This is a genomic window from Bradyrhizobium altum, assembly GCF_020889705.1.
GTDB classification, from domain to species: Bacteria; Pseudomonadota; Alphaproteobacteria; order Rhizobiales; family Xanthobacteraceae; genus Bradyrhizobium; species Bradyrhizobium altum.
Map to the genome: position 1 here is coordinate 1 of NZ_JACMYP010000501.1, position 2,378 is coordinate 2,378.

Here is a 2,378-nt window from a genome sequence, read left to right on the forward strand (position 1 = left end):
TACATCGCCTTGACGATGTTCTCGGTGACCTTCTTGGCGTCGCCGAGCAGCATCATGGTGTTGTCGCGGTAGAACAGCGGATTGTCGATGCCGGCATAGCCGGAGGCCAGCGAGCGCTTGATGAACATCACGGTGCCGGCCTTCCAGACCTGCAGCACCGGCATGCCGTAGATCGGCGAGGTCTTGTCCTCTTCCGCCGCCGGATTGGTGACGTCGTTGGCGCCGATCACGAACGCGATGTCGGCCTGGGCGAACTCCGAGTTGATGTCCTCGAGCTCGAACACCTCGTCATAGGGCACGTTGGCTTCGGCCAGCAGCACGTTCATGTGGCCGGGCATGCGGCCCGCCACCGGGTGAATGGCGTATTTCACCTCGACGCCTTCCTTCTTCAGGAGGTCGGCCATCTCGCGCAGCGCGTGCTGGGCCTGCGCCACCGCCATGCCGTAGCCGGGCACGATGATGACCTTGGAGGCGTTCTTCATGATGAAGGCGGCATCGTCCGCCGAGCCGAGCTTGGCGGGCTTCTGCTCGCCGGAGCCGCCGCCGGCCGCCGCAGTCTCGCCGCCGAAGCCGCCGAGGATCACCGAGATGAACGAGCGGTTCATCGCGTGGCACATGATGTAGGACAGGATCGCGCCGCGATCCGACCAGCGCGCCGGTGATGATCAGCGCCGAGTTGCCGAGCGTGAAGCCGATGCCGGCCGCGGCCCAGCCGGAGTAGGAGTTCAGCATCGAGATCACGACCGGCATGTCGGCGCCGCCGATCGGGATGATCATCAAGACGCCGAGCGCCAGCGCGATGATCGTGATCAGCCAGAAGTCGAGCGCGCTGCCCGACATCACGAGGCCGACGATGAAGAACACCAGCGCCAGCGCCAGCACGATGTTGATGACGTGGCGGAACGGCAGGATGATCGGCGCGCCGCTCATGCGGGCCGACAGCTTCAGGAACGCGATCACCGAGCCGGTGAAGGTCAAGGCGCCGATCGCAACGCCGAGCGACATCTCGACCAGGCTCTGCGGATGGATGTTGCCGGGCGTGCCGATGTCGAACGCCTCGGGCGCATAGAACGCACCGGCCGCGACCAGCACCGCGGCCATGCCGACCAGCGAGTGGAACGCGGCGACCAGTTCCGGCATCGAGGTCATCGGCACCCGGCGCGCGATCACGGCGCCGATGCTGCCGCCGATCGCGATCGCGACGATGACCAAGAGCCAGGCGACGCCATCGGCCGGCGGATGGCTCGCCAGCGTGGTGGCGACCGCGATCGCCATGCCGATCATGCCGAAGAAATTGCCCTGGCGCGACGATGCCGGGCTCGACAGGCCGCGCAGCGACAGGATGAACAGCACCCCCGCCACGAGATACAGAACAGCAGCCAGATTGGCGTTCATCTCAGGTCCCCCTTTGTCTTCGTCACCCCGAGGTGCACGCCGCTCACTTGGCTTTCTTCTTGTACATCGCCAGCATGCGCTGGGTGACCAGGAAGCCGCCGAAGATGTTCACGCAGGCGAAGATCAGCGCCACGAAGCCGAAGCCGCGGGCCCAGCCCGAACCGCTCGACACCATGCCGACGCCGACCGCGAGCAGCGCGCCGACCACGATCACCGACGAGATCGCGTTGGTCACGCTCATCAGCGGGGTATGCAGCGCGGGGGTCACCGACCACACCACGAAATAGCCGACGAACACGGCAAGAACGAAGATCGACAGCCGGAACACGAACGGATCGACGGCCTGCGCGAGATGCTCCATGGCTTCTCTCCTTACTTCGGCTGGAAGTTGGGATGGATGACGGCGCCGTCTTTGGTCAGCGCGGTGGCCTTCACCAACTCGTCGTCCCAATTGACCGCGAGCGCCTTGCTGGCCTTGTCGACCATGGTCTCGATGAACGAGAACAGATTGCGCGCATAGAGGCTCGAGGCCGAGGCCGCGACGCGGCCGGCGACGTTGGTGTAGCCGACGATCTTGATGCCGTCGGTCTCGACCACCTCGCCGGGCCTCGCGCCCTCGACATTGCCGCCGCGCTCGACCGCGAGATCGACCAGCACGGAACCCGGCTTCATCGATTTGACCATCTCGCCCGACACCAGCTTCGGCGCCGGACGGCCCGGGATCAGCGCGGTCGTGATCACGATGTCCTGCTTCTTGATGTGCTCGGCGGTCAGCGCGGCCTGCTTGGCCTGATACTCCTTGGACATCTCCTTGGCGTAGCCGCCGGCGGTCTGCGCGTTCTTGAACTCCTCGTCCTCGACGGCGAGGAATTTGGCACCCAAGCTCTCCACCTGCTCCTTGGTGGCGGGGCGCACGTCGGTCGCGGTGACGACGGCCCCGAGCCGCCGCGCGGTCGCGATCGCCTGCAGGCCGGCGACGCCGA

The 2,378-nt window shown here is 66.0% G+C and carries 2 protein-coding genes and 1 pseudogene; all 3 read right to left on the minus strand.

Annotated elements, in window-relative coordinates; translation table 11 throughout:
• Positions 1-1,395, minus strand: a pseudogene (locus H8B02_RS46850) (NAD(P)(+) transhydrogenase (Re/Si-specific) subunit beta); the annotation flags it as partial.
• Positions 1,396-1,438: 43 nt separating this feature from the next.
• Entirely contained in the window at positions 1,439-1,756 is a 318-nt protein-coding gene (locus tag H8B02_RS46855; RefSeq protein WP_016841609.1) for a proton-translocating transhydrogenase family protein, read from the minus strand.
• An 11-nt stretch (positions 1,757-1,767) separates the two neighbouring features.
• A partial coding sequence (locus H8B02_RS46860) for a Rossmann-fold NAD(P)-binding domain-containing protein (protein WP_512699927.1) occupies positions 1,768-2,378 on the minus strand: 611 nt, incomplete at its 5' end.